This window comes from Halococcus sp. IIIV-5B (genome assembly GCF_003602035.1).
In the GTDB taxonomy this organism is placed as follows: domain Archaea; phylum Halobacteriota; class Halobacteria; order Halobacteriales; family Halococcaceae; genus Halococcus; species Halococcus salsus.
Genome location: NZ_QZWE01000033.1, coordinates 14,661 through 31,874, shown reverse-complemented (window position 1 = coordinate 31,874; position 17,214 = coordinate 14,661). Strand labels below are relative to the sequence as shown.

18 protein-coding genes and 1 pseudogene are annotated in these 17,214 nt (G+C 66.2%); 8 read left to right on the top strand and 11 right to left on the bottom strand.

The genetic code is table 11. From position 1 onward, the window contains the following. A pseudogene (locus D3261_RS16805) lies at positions 1 to 294 on the bottom strand (cell division control protein Cdc6); the annotation flags it as partial. Positions 295 to 1,341: 1,047 nt separating this feature from the next. Between D3261_RS16805 and D3261_RS16800 the strand changes: the two are divergent. The 3 genes from D3261_RS16800 to D3261_RS16790 are packed head-to-tail and all read left to right on the top strand — an operon-like array spanning position 1,342 to position 2,995. Continuing rightward, a complete protein-coding gene (locus tag D3261_RS16800; RefSeq protein ID WP_007690760.1) occupies positions 1,342 to 1,974 on the top strand; it encodes an Era-like GTP-binding protein in 633 nt (210 codons plus the stop codon). Continuing rightward, on the top strand, positions 1,974 to 2,411 hold the full coding sequence (locus D3261_RS16795) for a DUF2073 domain-containing protein (protein WP_120074359.1): 438 nt from the start codon (positions 1,974 to 1,976) through the stop codon (positions 2,409 to 2,411). The genes D3261_RS16800 and D3261_RS16795 overlap by 1 nt, the downstream gene beginning before the upstream one ends. A gap of 38 nt (positions 2,412 to 2,449) precedes the next feature. After that, positions 2,450 to 2,995, top strand: coding sequence for a Zn-ribbon containing protein (locus D3261_RS16790; RefSeq protein WP_120074357.1), 546 nt, complete (start codon positions 2,450 to 2,452; stop codon positions 2,993 to 2,995). A gap of 263 nt (positions 2,996 to 3,258) precedes the next feature. On the opposite strand, the gene D3261_RS16785 is transcribed toward D3261_RS16790, so the two are convergent. The 6 genes from D3261_RS16785 to D3261_RS16760 all read right to left on the bottom strand — a co-directional run bounded on the left by D3261_RS16785 (position 3,259) and on the right by D3261_RS16760 (position 9,005). Then, complete coding sequence (locus D3261_RS16785; RefSeq protein ID WP_120074355.1) at positions 3,259 to 4,326, bottom strand: hypothetical protein; 1,068 nt, start codon at positions 4,324 to 4,326, stop codon at positions 3,259 to 3,261. A gap of 3 nt (positions 4,327 to 4,329) precedes the next feature. Beyond that, positions 4,330 to 5,862: a glycerol kinase GlpK gene (glpK, locus tag D3261_RS16780; protein WP_120074354.1), complete on the bottom strand. Its 1,533-nt coding sequence runs from the start codon at positions 5,860 to 5,862 to the stop codon at positions 4,330 to 4,332. Positions 5,863 to 5,964: 102 nt separating this feature from the next. After that, positions 5,965 to 7,143 carry a Cdc6/Cdc18 family protein gene (locus tag D3261_RS16775; protein WP_120074352.1) on the bottom strand — a complete coding sequence of 393 codons (1,179 nt, stop codon included), beginning with the start codon at positions 7,141 to 7,143 and terminating at the stop codon, positions 5,965 to 5,967. Positions 7,144 to 7,349: 206 nt separating this feature from the next. After that, positions 7,350 to 7,895: a hypothetical protein gene (locus tag D3261_RS16770; RefSeq protein ID WP_120074350.1), complete on the bottom strand. Its 546-nt coding sequence runs from the start codon at positions 7,893 to 7,895 to the stop codon at positions 7,350 to 7,352. Between the two features lie 57 nt (positions 7,896 to 7,952). Then, on the bottom strand, positions 7,953 to 8,531 hold the full coding sequence (locus D3261_RS16765) for an ATPase domain-containing protein (protein ID WP_120074348.1): 579 nt from the start codon (positions 8,529 to 8,531) through the stop codon (positions 7,953 to 7,955). A gap of 39 nt (positions 8,532 to 8,570) precedes the next feature. After that, positions 8,571 to 9,005, bottom strand: coding sequence for a DUF2391 family protein (locus D3261_RS16760; RefSeq protein ID WP_120074346.1), 435 nt, complete (start codon positions 9,003 to 9,005; stop codon positions 8,571 to 8,573). 92 nt (positions 9,006 to 9,097) lie between these two features. Between D3261_RS16760 and D3261_RS16755 the strand changes: the two genes are divergently transcribed. Together D3261_RS16755 and D3261_RS16750 are read left to right on the top strand one after the other, a co-directional pair. Then, entirely contained in the window at positions 9,098 to 9,775 is a 678-nt protein-coding gene (locus D3261_RS16755; RefSeq protein WP_120074344.1) for a class I SAM-dependent methyltransferase, read from the top strand. Between the two features lie 215 nt (positions 9,776 to 9,990). Further along, on the top strand, positions 9,991 to 10,878 hold the full coding sequence (locus tag D3261_RS16750) for a sulfurtransferase (RefSeq protein ID WP_120074342.1): 888 nt from the start codon (positions 9,991 to 9,993) through the stop codon (positions 10,876 to 10,878). A gap of 79 nt (positions 10,879 to 10,957) precedes the next feature. On the opposite strand, the gene D3261_RS16745 is transcribed toward D3261_RS16750, so the two are convergent. Both D3261_RS16745 and D3261_RS16740 read right to left on the bottom strand, forming a co-directional pair. After that, on the bottom strand, positions 10,958 to 12,184 hold the full coding sequence (locus D3261_RS16745; RefSeq protein ID WP_120074340.1) for an ABC transporter substrate-binding protein: 1,227 nt from the start codon (positions 12,182 to 12,184) through the stop codon (positions 10,958 to 10,960). Between the two features lie 2 nt (positions 12,185 to 12,186). Continuing rightward, a complete protein-coding gene (locus tag D3261_RS16740) occupies positions 12,187 to 13,401 on the bottom strand; it encodes an ABC transporter substrate-binding protein (RefSeq protein ID WP_120074338.1) in 1,215 nt (404 codons plus the stop codon). Positions 13,402 to 13,531: 130 nt separating this feature from the next. Here D3261_RS16740 and D3261_RS16735 point away from each other — a divergent pair, with 130 nt between their 5' ends. After that, the gene (locus tag D3261_RS16735; RefSeq protein WP_120074336.1) at positions 13,532 to 13,765 is read left to right on the top strand and encodes an antitoxin VapB family protein; all 234 of its coding nucleotides are present in this window, start codon (positions 13,532 to 13,534) and stop codon (positions 13,763 to 13,765) included. Positions 13,766 to 13,771: 6 nt separating this feature from the next. Here D3261_RS16735 and D3261_RS16730 read toward each other — a convergent pair whose 3' ends face one another. Continuing rightward, a complete protein-coding gene (locus D3261_RS16730; RefSeq protein WP_120074334.1) occupies positions 13,772 to 14,872 on the bottom strand; it encodes an aminopeptidase in 1,101 nt (366 codons plus the stop codon). A 355-nt stretch (positions 14,873 to 15,227) separates the two neighbouring features. Beyond that, positions 15,228 to 16,322, bottom strand: coding sequence for an aminopeptidase (locus D3261_RS16725; RefSeq protein WP_120074332.1), 1,095 nt, complete (start codon positions 16,320 to 16,322; stop codon positions 15,228 to 15,230). 110 nt (positions 16,323 to 16,432) lie between these two features. Here D3261_RS16725 and D3261_RS16720 point away from each other — a divergent pair, with 110 nt between their 5' ends. Then, the gene (locus D3261_RS16720; protein WP_120074330.1) at positions 16,433 to 16,768 is read left to right on the top strand and encodes a DUF5783 family protein; all 336 of its coding nucleotides are present in this window, start codon (positions 16,433 to 16,435) and stop codon (positions 16,766 to 16,768) included. Positions 16,769 to 16,798: 30 nt separating this feature from the next. Then, on the top strand, positions 16,799 to 17,170 hold the full coding sequence (locus D3261_RS16715) for a NifU family protein (protein ID WP_007690785.1): 372 nt from the start codon (positions 16,799 to 16,801) through the stop codon (positions 17,168 to 17,170). Positions 17,171 to 17,214 lie beyond the last annotated feature (44 nt).

Genomic DNA, 17,214 nt, shown 5'->3' with positions numbered 1-17,214 from the left:
GGGGTCAGTGGAGTCGGTGGAGTTGGCCGCCGCCGCGGGTCGGCGGTCGGGTCGGCTGGCCTCGTTCGTGGTCTCCTCGGCGGCGGAGTCGTCGGGGATATCGAGGGCGTCCCCGACAGCGGACTCGTTCGGGAGGTCGGAATCGTTCGAGATATCGGGGTCGTCGACGATGTCGGAATCCTCCGTGTCGCCGGGGTCGTTCGCGTCGGCCTCCCCATCGTCGGTATCGCGTTCTCCCTCCGGAAAGGGCTCCTCGCCGTCGTGGTCGTCGGGTGTCGGGTCGTCTCGTGTCATAGCAGTTCGGTGTTTGGAACCCCTTGCTTTCGGATGGAGGACGCACCACGCATACCCGGAGGAGCGCGAATATCAGGTGCAGAAGACGGCTACGTGGGTATGAGATGAACGGTGGCGCGTGCGTCCGCCGTGAATCGTCCAGCGGAACCAGAGGTGGGGAGTATATTAATCTTGTCGATCGAACGATCGAAGGAATCCACCGGCCTCCGATCGGCCCGATTTTCACTGGACCCGGCCGCTTCCGATCCGTCCCCGATCCCCACTGACTCCTCCCAACGCCCGCCGATTTCGATGTTACGGAACGGAACCCGTCCCGAACGAGGCGAAGGACTGGTCGACGTGAGAGCGGCTGAGCGACCGAACGACCTGAGACGAACGGTGAGGATGGCTCCCATCTTCGTTCGCAGAGGTGGTACGTCGCCGTTCGGGTTCCATCGGTGGTCGAGCGTGTCGAGCGTATCGGATATGACGGATGTGTCGGGTGGAATATGAAGGTATGATTGATGGTTGATGTCGGTAAGCCCCCCACCCCTTCGTTTCGAGTGGAACCGTCGGAGAGGGGGATGGGTTCGGAGAGGGAGTTTACCGGGGAAAGAACTAAGTGAGAAGCATGAGAACAGCAACCGAAGGACAAAGAGAGGGACTGCTCTTGTTGGTTGTAGTCGTTTCTAGATTCCGTCTAGATCGTTCCTAGATCGTCTTCGCTCGTCGTTCTTGATGATCTCTAGACTGGTTCGGACGGAGTGCCATCGATTCGATCGAGACCGCACCGAACGACCACCTCCACCCCATCCCTGTCGACGGGGTCGATCCGGGCTCCACCCGAAACGAAGGGGTGGGGGTGTCGGCAGGAGATATGTTCTGCGGTAATATCCGTCGTGGCTACCGTCCTCACAGCGTCGGGAGAGGTGCTATCCGAGGGATGGCACGGTCGTTCGACCGGAGGGGGACGGTATCCAAAGCCTGATACGTGTCTGACGTGGGTTTAAGTGCATGCACCGACGTTCTCCGTCCAGATCCGCCCGACGGTCGGGCGGGGGGAGATAAATGGGACTGCTCACTGGACTCCGGAACAGCATTTCGAACTTCTTCACGGGCGGGCAGAAACAGCGCCGTATCGGCATCTACGGACCGCCGAACGCCGGCAAGACCACGCTCGCGAACCGGATCGCGCGCGATTGGACCGGCGACGCAGTGGGACCCGAAAGCCAGGTTCCACACGAGACCCGTCGAGCCCGCCGGAAGGAGGACATCGAGATCGAGCGCAACGGCAAGTCGGTGACCATCGACATCGTGGACACGCCCGGTGTCGCCACCAAGGTGGATTACACCGAGTTCCTCGACCACGACATGGAGAAGGACGACGCCGTCCGGCGCTCGCGCGAGGCCACCGAGGGCGTCGCGGAGGCGATGCACTGGCTCCGCGAGGACGTCGACGGCGTGATCTACGTGCTCGACTCGGCGGAGGACCCGTTCACGCAGGTCAACACCATGCTGGTTGGCATCATCGAGAGTCAGGACCTCCCGGTGCTGATCTTCGCCAACAAGATCGACCTCGAGGAATCGAGCATCCAGCGCATCAAGAACGCCTTCCCGCAGCACGAAACGGTGCCGCTCTCGGCGCTCGAAGGGGAGAACATGGACGAAGTGTACGAAAAGATAGCGGAGTACTTCGGCTGATGGCCGACGCAGACGACGACCCGAGCATCGGTGCCGGCGACGATGGCAACGACGAGGACGAGAGCCCCGCCCCGTCCGACAGCGTCCAACTCGACATGATCAGCGGCGAGCGGATGGACCAGCTCACGAGCATGGAGAAGATCCGGCTGATCCTCGATGGGGTCCACGACGGCAACATCGTGATCCTGGAAGAGGGGCTCGACCCCGACGAGGAGTCCAAACTCATCGAGGTCACCATGACCGAGATCAGCCCCGACGGGTTCACCGGGATCGAGATCGAGACCTACCCCGGGGCCGGCCAATCGAGCGGCGGCCTCTTCGACCGCCTGATGGGTCGAAGCTCCGACACCAAGCTCACCGTGATCGGCCCGGCCAACCGGCTCGAAACCCTCCACAAGGACGAGACGCTGATCAGCACCCTCGTCACGCGTCGGTAACTCCAAACCTAGTTCCGACCCCCACCCGTACGCCTCCTATGCCTCACCAATGCACCCAGTGCGGTCACACGTTCCCCGACGGCTCGAAGGAGATGCTCTCGGGCTGTCCGGAGTGTGGGGGCAACAAGTTCAAGTTCGAACCCGCCGCCGACGCACGCGCCGAGGGCGCGAGCGCCGACGCGGAACCGTCCGCACCGGGAGAGAACCCGGCACAGGCCGACGCGCGACGCGAGGTCGTCTCCGGGGACGACCACCCCACCGACACCGCCGACCCCGACTCGACCGGAAACGAAGGGGTGTCGAACGAGGGGATACCGGAGACACCGACGAACGAGCCCGGCGACCCACCCCCCGAGACCGAGTCGACGACGGACACGCCCGACCCATCGGACGAATCCGACATGGCGGCGCTCCGGCGCGAGCTCGACGACCAGTTCGAGAGCATCAAGATCCTCGAACCGGGTCAGTACGAACTCAACCTGATGGAACTCTACAACCGGGAGGAGTACATCATCGCGCTCCGGGAGGACGGCCAGTACGTCATCGAGGTTCCCGAGACGTGGCTCGGCGACGACGAAGCGTAGTCCGACCGACGAGCCAGCGGGTCGTCGAACGAGCCACAGCGAGTCGTCGAGCGAACGAGCCACAGCGAGTAGCCCAACCCACACGAGTCGACGTTCGAGTACCCCGGCGGTCCACAAAATAAGCACTTAACACACCGCCACGCGAACCCGATCCCATGAGTCAACCAACCAAGATCGTCCTCGGGACGGTCGTCACCGCCATCGTGGTCGCGCTGGTCGTCATGGTCGCACTGGGGTTCGCCTGAGAACGGGTCTCGGGCCGGTTAGAGCCCGAGGTACGACGAGGTCGGGAAGAGTCCCACGAGGTAGCCGATGCCCACGATGAACATCGCGACCATGATCGCCATCGCGGGCGGGTCGACGTGGGTGCCCGAGTGCGAGTAGAGGATCCGCTGCATGCCCTCGCCGATGACCCCGGTGAGGCCACCGAAGACGCCCGCGACGAGGATCGTGAGCACCGGACTCCCGAACCACGCTGCACCGATCACCGCACCGACCGAGCCGAGCAGGGTGATGTGGTGGGTGACGGGGATCTTCTCGACGCCGAGGTTCAAGAAGAGCAGACTCATCGCGGAGAACGCGTAGCCGAGGAAGACGCTCCCGGTCTCGATCCAGATGAACCCGCCGAGCACACCGCCCACGACGCCGATCGCGGTGACGCCGGACCACTTGTACTGGTGGCCGAGCCACGGCTGGACCGTGAGCTGTTCGCGTTCGACACCGCCGTCGGTCATCGGTTTCGTCTCGCCGCGCTCGAACGGTGACATGTCGAGGAGCGACGACCCGGCCGCCGACCCGACGATCGGGTAGCCGAAGGCCGCCCGCGCGACCAGCGCCGATATCACGACCGCTAGTGCGATGCCGTCGGTGGGAACGCCGAGCCCGCCCGCGACCTGTGTGATCAGCATCCCGAGGAGCCCGAAGACCGCGCCGACCGCGAGGATGTCGGGTTTGGTGCCGTAGGCTTCGGTGATGACCTTCCCCGGGTGGTAGTCCCAGCCCGCGGGCGTCATCTCGGGGTACTTCTTCCCGACGTAGGCCGAGGCCGCCACGCCGGCGGCGAAGGAGACGTGCGGGCCGAACACCATCCCGAACCCGATCGAGTCCGTGATGCCGGCGGTGGCGGCACGCTGGATGCCCGAGATACCGCCGACGTCACCACCCAGAACTTCGAGCCCTTCACCGAGGAAGACCGCGAAGCCCGTGAAGACGAACGCGGGGAGCGCGCCGAGTGCGGCCGCGAGCGCGCCGCCGGCGAGGGCGGCGATCGCCATCATGAGGAACTCTTCGACGCCGAGGCCGATCACGGGGATCTGGAGGAGTGCCTGCATCGATCAGTCTTCCCGTGCCCAGTCGAGCGAGCGGTCGACCGCGTCGTGCCAGCGCTCGTACATCGCGTCGCCCTCGTCGGTCCGTTTCGGGGCGAACTCGCTGTCGACTTGCCAGTTCTTCCGGAGTTCGTCGGCGGTCTCCCAGTAGCCCACCGCGAGCCCCGCGGCGTACGCGGAGCCGAGCGCGGTGGTCTCGTCGACCTCCGGACGGACGATGTCCACACCGAGCACGTCGGCCTGGAGCTGACAGAGGAAGTTGTTCTTGACCGCCCCGCCGTCGACTCGGAGCTCCTCGACTTCGATCCCGGAGTCGTGCTCCATCGCCTCGGCGACGTCGCGGGTCTGGTAGGCGATCGATTCGAGCGTCGCACGGACGATGTGTTCGCGACGCGTGCCGCGGGTCATCCCGACGATGGTCCCACGTGCGCGCTGGTCCCAGTGAGGAGCGCCCAGCCCGGTGAAGGCCGGGACGAGGTAGACCCCGTCCGTCGAATCCACGCTCCGCGCGAGGTCCTCGGTCTCGCTCGCGTCGTCGATCAGCCCGACGTCGCCGAGCCACTCGACCGCCGCGCCGGTGACGAAGATCGAGCCTTCGAGCGCGTACTGGACGGGTTCGCCGGAGCGCTGGAAGCCGACCGTCGTGAGCAGCCCGTTGTCGCTCTCGACGGCCTCCTCGCCGGTGTTGAGCAGGAAGAACGACCCGGTTCCGTAGGTGTTCTTCGCGTCGCCCTCGTCGAAGCAGGTCTGGCCGAACAGCGCGGCCTGCTGGTCGCCGAGCGCGCCCGCGACGGGGACCTCGGCACCCAGGAAGCCGTCGGGATCCGTGGTGCCGTAGTAGTCCTCGTCGCTGGAGGGACGGACCTCGGGCAGGGTCGCGCGCGGGACCCGGAACTCCTCCAAGAGTTCGTCGTCCCACGCCATCTCGTGGATGTCGAACAGCATGGTTCGCGAGGCGTTGGTCACGTCCGTGACGTGGTTTCCGGTCAACTTTTCGATCAGCCACGAGTCGATGGTGCCGAAGTGGAGGTCGCCGGCCTCGGCGCGCTCGCGGGTGTCGGCGGGCCGCGCACGCTGGAGTTTGATCGGGTCGGCGTTGTCGAGGAGCCACTCGGCCTTGGTGGCCGAGAAGTAGGCGTCGGGCTGGAGGCCGGTCTTCGCCTGGATGGTCTCGGCCTTCCCGTTCGCTTCGAGTTCCTCGACCCGGTCGGTGGTCCGGCGGTCCTGCCAGACGATCGCGCGGTGGATCGGCTGGCCGGACTCGGCGTCCCAGAACAGCGTGGTCTCGCGCTGGTTGGTGACCCCGATGGCTTCGAGCTGGCTGGCCTCGATCCCCGCGCTGTCGAGGGCTTCGCGTACCACCGACTGGGTCTTCTCCCAGATCTCGACCGGGTCGTGCTCGACCCAACCGGGTTCGGGATAGAACTGTTCGTGTCGTTCGTAGGCGTTGGCGACGACTCGGCCCCCGTGGTCGAAGACCATGAATCGGGTGCCCGTCGTTCCCTGGTCGACCGCGCCGACGTAGGTGTCTGGTGTCATGAGTAGGTGCCCGGCTTCGGGCGAACGACACCGTTCTTTACTGGCGGTGCCGTGTTACCCGTAACGAATACTGTCGTTCATGATAAAACTTTCCACGTTCTCTCAGGGTGTCGACGACGCGAGGTCGTAGAGCCGGCGGAAGACCAACGCCGGGAAACACGGTTCGAGCCCGCTCGGCGGGCGTCCGAGCCCGTCGGTCCGGTCGGTGGAGACCCGTCGAACGATCCCCGAGTCGGCGAGCTCGTAGAGGATCCGTTCGACGGTCGTCGCCGACAGCCCCACCGTGTCGGCGGCCGCCACCCCGGCCGCCGCCGCTCGAACCGACTCCCGGTCGGCGGCGTCGAGGTCGAGGAGTTCACGGAGGACGCGCTGGCGGTTCGCCGGGAGCGAGCGGATCCGGCCGACCGCGGTACACGGTCGGGGGACCCCCTCGATACCGGCATCGAGCGCGTCGGGACCGATCCGGTTCTCGCCGGCGTCGTCGGCGACCACCGCGGCCCCGAACACCGCGGCGAGCGCGTCGTGGGCGTCCCCGTCGGCCCACTCGGCGACCCGACGGGTGCTCTCGTGGTCGAGCGCGCCGCGCGCGAGGCCCGCCGACGCCCGGTCCGACAGGATGTCCGCGAGGAGGTACGGCGGCGCGAGGTCGATCGCGACCGTTTCGCTCGGGGACGGGTCGAGCTCCTCGGGCGGCGTTCGTCCCACGCCGACCCACGCCACCGACCCCGAGACACCGTCGAGGAACTCGGCGACGGCTCGGAGCGACGGTGTTTCGGGGTCGCCGAGATGGTCGACCGCCACCACGGCCCGCCGCCCGGAGGAGGCGACGTGGTCGGCGAGCAGCGACCGGAACCGGCTCGCGCTGACGCCGTTCTTCGGCACCGGTTCGTCGACCAGTTCGTCGAGGATGGCGTGACGGAGCGCGAACTCGGTGGTCGCGTGGCGGGCGTCGACGTAGCCGAAGGTGACGGTCGCGGCGTCGTCGACCCGGGTGGCGGTGTGGATGCTCGCGCGCGACCCCCCCTCCAGCCTGCGGAGCTCGCCGAACAGCGCCGTGACGAGCGCCGACTTCCCGGCCCCTTTCGGTCCCCAGACGTAGGTGTTCGGCGGGACCGCTCCCTCGAACGCGGGGTCGAGCCGGTCGAGCAGCCGTTCGAGCACCGGCCCCCGTCCGACCGGGTCCCGGACGTGGGCAGCGGGGTTCACCGCTTCGGGGTCGCGGATCACCTGCGGACCGTTCTCGGCACGATAGCGGCGGGCGATGCGGTCTCTGATGTCCATTGCTGGGTTCGTTTCGGACGACGCTCGGGCGTCCACCCGCGAGCCGTCGTCTACTCACGACTCACGTCCGGTTTCAATAAACATTATTATACGGGAACATACCACGAACGTTTCCGATTTCCGTTCGCAGGTCGTCTCCCGTTCGCCAGCACCCGGTTCGTACTTTACTGGCGGCTCGACAGGGAGGACTCGACGGACGGAACGACTCACGCGGGCGCCATCGGGAGGTCGTGGTCGTCGAGCAGGAGGGCCTTCGCGGTCTCGAACTCGTCCGCCGCGAGCGGCGTTCGCGTACAGACCCCGATACGGCGTTTCTTCGTGTCGCCGTACTCGTGGTAGCGAACCACGACGTGTGGAGCCCTGAACAGCCGCTTCTGACGTGGCTCGACCGAGTCGACCGCCCGAAGCGGGATCGTTCGGTCGTCGGTGTAGCCGCGGAACCGCCGTCGGACGAACCGACGGAGGAGGTGGACGGCGTAGACCAGTCCGACGACGACCACGAAGACGCCGATCCCGAGCGGGAGCCATCGCCAGTCGACGAACAGCGCCCGATAGACGAGCTGACCGACCGAGAACGCCCCGAGCAGAACGACTCCCAGGAACCGGAGGACACCCCGCTCGTACCGCTGTTCGTGCGAGCGCTTCGCGTTCCGCAGCGTCCGCACGAGCCGTCCCCGAAGCCCGAGCGATTCGAGACGGACCTCGCCGTGTTCGACGACGCACCAGCCCTCCCTCGTTCGAAACCGCCCCATCGTTTCGATTCGAGCGAGAACGAACAAATCACTTGTGCCGGCGGCCGAACGGGAACCTCAGAACTCGCCGCTGACGCTGCCGTCGGGGTCGAGCGAGACGACCCCGTCGAAGAGGTCGCGGTAGCCCTCGACCACCTCGTCGTCGTGGACCTCGCGCGCGAGGTGGAAGACGCCGACGGCGTCGTATTCCGTCAACAGATCGAGCAGGGCTTCGACGGCCTCGCGGGTGCGTGCCTCGTCGGCGTAGTAGGCCATCTCCGTGATCGAGTCGACGCTGATCCGGCGTTTGCCGTCGTGTGAATCCAGGAACTCGCGGACGGTCTCGACGATCCCGTCGAGGTCGTCGGGGGCGGCGACGTATCGGACGCCCTCGCCGGAGCGTCGCGAGTAGCCGCGTTCGATGCTGAGGGTGTCGAGGATGGTCGCCTTCTCGCGGTCGACGTCGTAGTGTTCGAGCTTCTGTTCAACCTCGCGGGCGGTGGTTCGGGTCGAGATGACCAGGAGGTGGTCGGTGTCGGTGTTCAGGAAGTCGGTGTCGATACGGTCGGTCTCGCCGGTGCTCGGGTGGACCAAGAGCACGCCGGTCCCGCCGGGAATCGTCTCGGGGGTGTCCTCGACTGTGAGGGCATAATCCATGCGCGAACCGGGATGGCGACCCCCTTAATCCCACCGACGTCAGAACACGCTGTCGGCGGTGGCCGCCCCGACCACGCTGAAGACCGACGCGATGGCGGCCGCGTGGAGGGTGACCATCGGCCACCGGTCCCGGGGAACGTCGAGGCCCGCGAGGAACGTCCACGGTGCGCCGAAGACCGCCATCAGGATGGCGACCGAGCCGAACGAGACGAACATCAACGAGACGAACCGGATCGGGACCCCGCCGACCTCCGCCTCGGCGTCGGGGTCGCGGTCGACGTCGGCCTGATAGAGCGCGCCGTAGCCGATGACGAACACCATCCCGACCGCGACGAGCCACTGGACCGTCGAGGTCTCGGCCGCCGCAACCCAGACCTCCTCGGTGATCACGAACGGACCGGCGAGCAGGAACCCGCCGACGATCTGCTGGGCGAAGTCCGCGACCTTGAACCGGGGTATCCGTCTCCGCGCCATGTCGGTGGGTTATCCCCGGCCCTCAAGACGTCTCCGCTCTCGGGGCCGGTCCACGCCGAACGGGTTTTCACGCCCACCCGCCTCCTCCGGCCATGAGCGCTCGCGAGGAGTTCGACGCGTGGGCCGCCGACGGCCGCGACCGCGGAATGGAGGACCGCCACTGGCACACCGCGAAGCACGTCCTCGGACGGATGCCGGTCGAGGCCGGGGAACGCGTGCTCGATCTGGGCACTGGAAGCGGCTACGCCGCCCGGGCGCTCGCCGACGCCGCGGACGCCCACGCCTATGGGCTCGATGGCTCCCCCGAGATGGTCCACAACGCGCGGTCGTACACCGACGACTCCCGCCTCGAATTCCTCGTCGGCGACTTCGGCGCGCTGCCGTTCGCCGATGACTCGTTCGACCACGCCTTCTCGATGGAGGCCTTCTACTACGCCGCGAACCCCGTCGAGACCCTCCGAGACCTCCGACGGGTGCTCCGCTCGGGGGCCACTTTCTCCTGTGCGGTGAACTACTACGAGGAGAACACCGCGAGCCACGACTGGCAGGACGCGATCGAGATCCCGATGACCCGCTGGGACATGGACGAGTACCGCGACGCCTTCCGCGAGGCGGGGTTTCACGTCGCGAGTCAGGACACCATCCCCGACCGCGAGATCGAGATCCCGTCCAGCGACGAGTTCCCGACCGAGGGCTTCGAGAGCCGCGAGGCGATGGTCGAGCGCTACCGGACCCTCGGGACGCTGCTGACCGTGGGCGTCGTTCCCTGACCCCGACACGCGCGAAGTGTGAGTAACATCGTCCGGTTTCGTCGGTCCGTTCGCCCCCGCTTCCGGGCCCACGCGGCCGCTGGCGGTCGGTCGGCCCGTGACTTCGACTGGAACCGTCCAGGAACCGGCAGAAATCTCCGGTATACGTGGAGCACTGGCGGAACCTGCCGAATGTATCGGTAATATATGCCCCGGGTGCGAAGTGGGGAGTGGACATGAGTGACTACGCAAACGACGTACTGGTGTCGGCGGACTGGGTCGAGGAGCATCTCGACGAGTTCCAGGACGAGGACTCGGGCTATCGACTGCTCGAAGTGAACAACCCGACTGTGACGGCGGATTCGGAGTACACCGCCTACGAGGAGGGTCACGCGCCGGGCGCGATCTTCTTCGACTGGGAGGAGGACTTCACCGACCAGCAGACCCGCGACATCCTCTCGAAGGACGCCTTCGAGCAGACGATGGGCGAGGCGGGCATCACCGAGGACGACACGATCGTCTTCTACGGTGGCGGTCGGGTCCCCAACTGGTTCGCGCTCTTCGCCTACTGGCAGGCGAAGTACTACGGCCACGAGGACGCGAAGGTGCTCGACGGCGGGAAGGGCTACTGGGTCGCCAACGACTACCCGCTCACCGAGGAGGTGCCCGACTTCTCGTCCCAGGAGTACAACGCCCGCGGGCCATTCGAGTCGATCCGCGCCTACCGCGACGACGTCGACACGGCCATCGACCAAGGCCTGCCGATGGTCGACGTACGCTCGCCCGAGGAGTTCTCCGGCGAGGTCATCGCGCCCGAGGGACTCAACGAGACCGCCCAGCGCGCGGGGCACATCCCCGGCGCGTCGAACGTCCCCATCGCGACCATCCTCAACGACGACGACACGTTCAAGAGTCCCGACGAACTCCGCGAGATCTACGCCGAAGCCGGCGTCGACGGCGAGGAGTCGACCATCGCCTACTGCCGTGTCGGCGAGCGCTCCTCGATCGAGTGGTTCGCGCTGCGCGAGCTCCTCGGCTTCGAGGACGTCCGCAACTACGACGGCTCCTGGACCGAGTGGGGCAGCATGATCCGCACCCCGATCGAGACCGGCGACGGCAACTAAGGCTCGCAGAACCCGACTTTTATTTCGAGGCGGTCCGATCACCGACCACCCCGAGGACTACCTCCGTCGTCGCGCGTCGTCAGACGTCTCCCGTGATGATATTCGCGACCCGCTCGCGGTCGAACAGTCGCTCGCCCGGTGGGAATTCGGGATACGGGCCGCCGTCGTAGTCGGGCCACGCCCCGAACCGCTCGGGATAGAGTTCTTTCGCGACCATCTCCGTCTGGAAGAGGTTCATTATCGGGCCGCCGTACCGGGCGCTGAGCGGATAGACGCGGTCGTTTTTCACCGCCGAAACCTCGCTGGCGACCGGGTCGTCCCGGAGGTTCCGCTTTTGTGCCCGCCAATCGTCCGCCCGAGCGAACGCGTTCTCGACGAGGACGACCGCCGGGTCGGCTTCGGCGAGCGCCTCCACACCGATCGTCTCCGCCTCCGGCACGTCGTCGAACACGTCGTCGACACCGAACGGACGCGTGTGGGAGCGAATGAACCCCGGCCCGTTCATATGGAAGACCCAGATCTGGCTCAGATCCGGTGACGTCATGACCCGCGCCGTCCGCGGCCGGTCACCGCTCGTCGGGAGCGTGGAGGCGACCGTCGCATCCAGATCGGCCTTGACGTCCGAGAGCGCGTTGTAGCGTGCTTGCTCCTGGAAGACCTGTGCGACCTTCTCGAAGACCTCCCAGAGGGAGTAGTACTGATATCGGTCCGCCCAGTCCGCCGGCGGGTCGGCGTGGTCCCGACTCAACGCGTTCCCGAACCACGGTGCGACCGCCGTCCGGACTTCCTCAACGTCCGCGGTATCCCACGCGTCCATCGTCGAGACGTACGCCGGGTCGGCCAAGTGGAGGTCGCTATCGAGTTCGTAGAGCGCTTCCTTCTCGGGGTTCCACGAGTCGTAGAGACCCGACCAATCGACCGAGACGCCGTCGAGCCGTTCGAGGATTTTGTCGTAGTTCCCCTCGAAGTTGGCGGGGCTGTACATCGCGTTGAGCGCGTCGCCGTGCCCGAGCGCGACCACCATGTCCGTGTGATGCACGAGAACGGTGAAGACGCTCTCCGGGGGCGTTTCGAACTCGACGGTGCCCGCAGGGGCCATCCTCACGGAGTACGACCCGTCCGACGCGTCCGTCTCGGTTTTCGAAGCGGACGCCGTTCCGGCTCCGTCCGTCGTCCGAGCCGGCGTCGTCCCTGATCCATCGCCGGAACAGCCGGCGAGCAAGCCGCCACCGAGGACCGCGCCGCCGTACTTCACGTAGTCCCTGCGCGTCGGTACCGCCGTCGTCCTCGTGTCCTCGTCGCGCATCGTTAGGCATCTCCCTCGACGATATTCGCCACCTTCGTGCGGTCGAACAGCCGCTCGTCCGCGCGGATTTCGGGATACGGACCCCCAGTGTAGGTCGGCCACTCGCCGAACCGCTCAGGGTAGAGCTGTTTCGCGGTCATCTCCAGCTGGAAGAGGTTGATGACCGGGCCCTGATTTCTGACGCCGCCGGCGTAGACGCGGTCGTTCCGAACCGCGCTGAGTTGCCGGCCGACCGGGTCCTCCTCGAACATGGTCCGGACGGACTCGATCCCGGACTGTCCCATCGTCTCGGCGACGAGGAACACGTCGGGGTCGTGTTCGAGCAGCGTCTCGTAATCGATCTGCCTGCTGCTCGACAAGTCCGAGAACACATCTTTCGCACCGAGCGGGCGCGTGTGTGCGTAGGTGAAGCCCGGCGCGTTGAGAGGGTACACCCACAGCGATTCGTCGACCACTTTGAGTGTCACCGCCGTCGGTCGGTCGTCTGCGGGCGGACGGTTTTGCTCGATCGACGCGATCACGGCGGTGTGAATATCGGCAAGCGCCCTGTACCGATCTTCGGCCTGGAAGGTCTTGGCGACTTGCTCGAAAATCTCCCACAGCGTATAATACTCGTATACGTCGCTCCATCCCTCGGGCGGGGAACCATGTGTGTTGCTGAAGGTGTTGCCGAACCACGGCGCGACGTTTTCTCCGATCTCCGTGACGTCGGCCCGGTCCAGCGAATCCATCCACGTCATGTACGCCGGGTCCGCGAGGTGGACGTCGCTGTCGAGTTCGTAGAAGAGCTCCTTGTCGGGGTCGAACGAGTTGGGGAGCCCGCCCCACTCGACCGAGACGCCGTCGAGACGTTCGAGGTAGCTGTTCCAGATCTGGGTGGCTTCCTCGCCGCCCCAGGTCGCGTTGACGGCGTCGGCCCGACCGACCGCGAGCGCCATTCCCGCGTGATGGGTCAGGTCGGTGAAGACGCGCTCGGGAACCCCGTCGAACTCGACCTCTCCGGCCGGCCACAACGTCACGGAGTACGACCCGTCCGACGTGTCCGTCTCGGTCCCCGAAGCGGACCCCGTTCCGGTTCCGTCCGTCGTCCGAGCCGGCGTCGTGCCCGAGCCCCCACCGGAACAACCCGCCAACAACCCGCCGCCGACGACCGCTCCGCCGTACTTCACGTAGTCTCGCCGCGTCGGTGCCTCACGACCGCCGTCTTCGCTCGCCATGCGTTTTAGGCTCGGCTAAAACGTGATAACAGCTTCGATCTTTAGGCTGACCTAATTCGACCGAGCTGTCTCGTGTCCAGCGAGTTGGGGCGGCGGAAATCTCGATAAGACCGCACACGTCCGTGTGCATATGGGGACCAGGACCGTCCGGCTGGACGACGAGGCCTACGAACGCCTCGCCAGCCGAAAGCGCGAAGGCGAGAGCTTCTCGGACGTCGTGAAACGGGTGGCCGGCGAGCGGTCGTTGCTCGAACTCGCCGGTATCCTCTCCGACGAGGAAGCCGCGGAACTCGAAGCGGCGACCGAAGGGGGTCGAAAACGGTCGCGGGAACGGTCCGACGAACTCGTCCGTCGATTCGAGTAGCCCTGATCAGCCCTCGAAACCGTCCTCGAACCGGAAGGTACCGTCGCGCTGGATGACTTCGCCGTCGACTTCGATCCGCGAATCCTGGCTCATGTCGACGATCATGTCGACGTGCTGGGCGCTCTGGTTCTGCTCGTTGCCCTCGCCGATGTTGTCGTCGTAGGCCCGCCCGACGGCCATATGAACGGTGTCGCCCATCTTCTCGTCGAAGAGCATGTTGTAGGTGAAGCGGTCGATGTCGCGGTTCATCCCGATGCCGAGTTCCCCGAGTCGGCGCGCGCCCGCGTCGGTTTCGAGGATCGTCTCCAGGAGGTCCTCGTTCTTCTCGGCGCTGTGTTCGACGACGTTCCCACTCTCGAAGCTGAGCTGAACGTCCGTTATCTCGCGCCCACGACGATACACTGGCTTGTCGAAGTGGACCTCGCCCTCGACGGAGTCGGGGACGGGAGCGGTGAAGACCTCACCGCCGGGGAGGTTGTGGGTGTCGGTGTCGTTGATCGCGAGGTTGCCCGCGATCGACATCCGAACGTCGGTGCCCTCGCCCGAGACGATCCGGACCTCCTCGCCGGGGTCGAGGATCTCGACGAGATGCTCCTGAAAGTCGGCTTGGGCGTCCCAGTCCTTCAGGACCGCGTCGTAGACGAAGTTCTCGTACTTTTCCGTACTCATCTCGGCGAGCTGGGCGTTCGCCGGGGTGGGATACTGGGTCAGCGTCCAGCGGTCGGAGAGCCGCTCGTTCAGGATCGGGCCGTGGGCCTTCTCGTAGTTCGAGTTCACATCGGGGTCGACGTCGCCGAGTTCGGTGACGTTCCCGTGGCCCCGGATGATGGCGTGACAGTCGGCTTCCTCGATCAGCGCCTGTTGATGGGCGGGGGTCTCGAACTCGACGTCCGCCTCGTCGGCGGCGCGGAGGTAGGCCCGGATCGCCCGCCCGCTCCGGTTGGTTCGGATCGCGAGCGGGTGGGCGTCGCGCTCGCCCGCGATCTCGTAGAGCGCGGTCACGAGTTCGTCGGCCGCGGGTTCGGCCTTGATCACGAAGTTATCGCCCGCCGAGAGGTCGAGCGCGTCGGCGATCAGGAGGGCGTGTTCCCGGATACGTGGGTCCATAGCCGAGGATCGCCGCGATTCCGCAAACCAGTTTCGGAAGCCGGATCGCGGTCGCTAGCTGCTGGCGACCACTCCGTCCGAAGCGGTCCGGTCGAACGGGAATCTCCGGCCCGACGCGGGGCGGTTGGCGCGCGGGAGGGCCGCAGGCCCGATCGCGCGAGGGGTGAGCGACGTGAGTGAACGAAGTGAACGAGCGGAGCGAATCGGTTGGGGAGGCGTGTGGCCGTCGCGGGTGGTGGAATGCGGTAGCGTGTGGTGCGGCAGTGGCGCGGTCCCTCGTTTGAGTCGTGTGAGTTGCGGTCCCCGCTACCGGGTCCTATCATAGACTCGTCCCGGGGGGATCGATTCCCTTAGACTACTCCTCGAAACCGTCCTCGAATCGGAAGGTCCCGTCGCGTTGGACGACTGCCCCATCGACTTCGATCCGTGAGTCCTCGCTCATGTCCACGATCATGTCCATGTGGAGCGCGCTGTCGTTTCGCTCCCGGTCCTCGCCGACGGTCTCCTCGTAGGCCATCCCGAGCGCGAGGTGGACGGTGTCGCCCATCTTCTCGTCGAAGAGCATGTTGTAGGTGAAGCGGTCGATATCGCGGTTCATCCCGATACCCAACTCACCGAGCCGTCGCGCGCCGTCGTCGGTGTCGAGCGCCGCCGTCAGCACGTCTTCGTTCTTCTCGGCGCTGTGCCCGACTACTCTCCCACTCTCGAAGGTGAGCGAGACGTCCGTGACCTCCCGACCCTGCGCCATCACGGGTTTGTCGAACAGGACCTCACCCTCGACGGAGTCCGGGACGGGAGCGGTGAACACCTCGCCGCCGGGGAGGTTGTTCTCGCCGTAATCGTTCTCCGTCACCATGCCGTCGACACGCATCGTGAGGTCGGTGGTCTCGCCCGAGACGATCCGGACCTCGCTCGCGGGGTCGAGGATCTCGACCATTCGCGCCTGGTGCTCACGCTGGGCCGCCCAGTCCTTGTTGATGGCGCGGTAGACGAACGCCTCGTACTCCTCGGTACTCATCTCGGCGTCCTGAGCGTTGCCCGACGCGGGGAACTGCGTGCCACACCACCGCTTCTCGCTCATAACCGTCTCGCTGATCGGTTTGACGGCCCGGCGGTAGGCGGCGTTGGTCTCGGGATCGACGTCGCCGCCCTCGTTGGTGTTCGCCGAGGCCTTGACCGAGATGAACACGTCCGTCTCCTCGACCAGCGCCATCCGATGGCTCGGGAGTTCGAAGTCCGCGGGGTCGCTCGCGCGTTTGAACGCGCGGAGGGCGCGGTCGCTCCCGAGCGAGACGGCGGGGTTCGCGCCGCGCTCGCCGAGCTTCTCGTAGAGCGCGACCACCAGATCTTCGGCCGCCGGCGAGGCGACGATCTGGACGTTGTCGCCGGCCTCGACGTCCGTGGAGTGCTCGACGACGATCTCGGCGTGCTCGCGAACGCGTGGGTCCATCCGTTCGCTCCACGCGCCGCCCGCAAACCGATTGTGGAACGAGCGGGTCGCGCCGGATCCGTTCCGGGAACGACCGGCCGGCTTTAGTTCCCGCCGCCCGTTCGCTCGCCATGACCGAGTTCAGTCCCGAGAAGTTCGAGGACAAGTACACGCACTACTTCCCCGAACTCCAGACCGCCTACAAGAACGCCTTCGGGACGATGAACGACGCGTACGACTCCCAGTTGATCCACGCTATCGACCAGCAGGTGCTGAACGAGTCCGAACCGTTCTACGACGAGGAAGGCGGGTTTCGGGTCGACCTCCCCGAGAACCCGACCGAGCGTGTCACGGCCGTCGTGGTCGAGGACGACAAACTCGACGCGGTTCTCGACGAGTACGTCGAGCGGATCGAGGCGGAGCTGGCGCGGGTCTTCGGGGTCGATCGTGACAGTCCAAAGGCCTAAGACGCCGGACACCCTCATATCAGGTACATCATGAGCGTCGAAACCGAACGGAGCGAGGACGAACTTCGCGAGGCGATCTCGAACTTCCTCCGCCGGAACTTCCCCCAGATCCAGATGCACGGCGGGAGCGCCGCGATCCAGGGTCTCGACCGCGAGAGCGGCGAGGTCACCGTCGCGCTCGGCGGTGCGTGCTCGGGCTGCGGTATCTCGCCGATGACGATCCAGGCCATCAAGAGCCGGATGGTCAAGGAGATCCCCGAGATCAACAAGGTCCACGCCGAGACGGGCATGGGCGGCATGGACGCCGACATGGGCGAGGGCGGCTTCGGCGGCGGCGGGATGAGCCCATCGTTCCCCGGCGAGACCACCGAGGACGACGAAGGCCCCCAGGCCCCCTTCTAACGCCAACTCTCTTTCCGTTTTTCCCGTCTCCGAGCGCCAGCGCC